The organism is Mesorhizobium sp. M0848, from assembly GCF_040319805.1.
Lineage (GTDB): Bacteria > Pseudomonadota > Alphaproteobacteria > Rhizobiales > Rhizobiaceae > Mesorhizobium.
The window spans coordinates 1-1154 of sequence record NZ_JAMYOM010000079.1; the positions used below are offsets into that span (position 1 = coordinate 1).

Here is a 1154-nt window from a genome sequence, read left to right on the forward strand (position 1 = left end):
AGAGCGACTATCTGGGGTGTCAAGTTGCAATTACGAACTCGTTGCGCGCATCGCGTGCTTTTGCATTGAGGATGACCAGGAGTTTTCTGGCGAGTGCGATGCGGATGAGCATTTTTGGCTTTCCCGCCTGTTGCAACCGTTGAGCGAAAGCTTTGAGATGAGGATCGAATTTGGCCACGATAGCTGCGACGATGAAGAGGATGCCACGCGGCCCGGCGCGTCCGCCTCGCACATGCCTGTTGCCGGTGCGCTTGCCGCTATCGTTGGCGAAAGGAGCCAGGCCTGCCAGCTTGGCGATGGCCTTGTTGGAGATGAGGCCGATCTCGGGCAGTTCGGCCATCAGACGGGCGACAGTGCGTCCGGCTACGCCCTTGAGCGAACGAAAGGCTCGCTCCAGCCTGGCCCACAGCGGATCGTCATCGATCATCGAGGCAATCTCGCCTTCCAGGCGCCGTTGCTCGCGCTTGAGGAAGGCCAGCGTCGCCTCGATGCTGGCGCATACCTCGGCGTCGCATGCGGCACTTCTACGCTGCTTGTTGATGGTCGCATCGCCGACAATCTGGCAAAGCCGGCCAACCAACGCGGTAAGCCGCTGTTGGGCAGCGCTTGGCGGTGGCGTCGGCACCGTGTTCTTGACTGCGCCGTAATGGGCGATGACAGCGGCGTCGATCCTGTCGGTCTTCTCCAGATAGCCCATCGCCTCGGCGAAACGGCGCACGCTCTTGGCATTGACCACGCCGCACGGCATGCCGTGCGCCCACAAGAGCATGAACCCCAGCCGTTCATAGCCGCCCGATGCCTCCATCACCGCAAGGGCTGCGCCATGGCTGCGGCAGAACAGCCAAAGAGCTGCAATCCCCGCCGCATCGTTGGCGAAGCGCGCTGCCGCTCCGCCAGGCCGGACATGCGCGTCCAGCCAATCTTTCGAAACATCAACTCCACAAATAATCCTGTTCACGGTAACCTGCCTTGTGCGTACGGTTGGAACCAAGCGACTGTTCGGTCGTGCGTGACGAAGGCGAAGATCCCAAGCTCTCCCGCGGTTGTAACCTCAGGTGGTACGGGCGACTTCGCCAAGCCAAGGTCCGGGCGGCCGCCCGGACCTTGGCTCAATCGCTCTAATCCCACGAAATCTCTCTCGTGTAGATACAAGG

The 1154-nt window shown here is 61.4% G+C and carries 1 protein-coding gene; it reads right to left on the reverse strand.

The genetic code is table 11. The features are described 5' to 3' along the window. Positions 1-19: 19 nt before the first annotated feature. Positions 20-958 (reverse strand): IS110 family RNA-guided transposase, encoded by a 939-nt coding sequence (locus tag NKH95_RS33355; RefSeq protein WP_023809699.1) that lies wholly within the window; start codon positions 956-958, stop codon positions 20-22. Positions 959-1154: the final 196 nt, after the last annotated feature.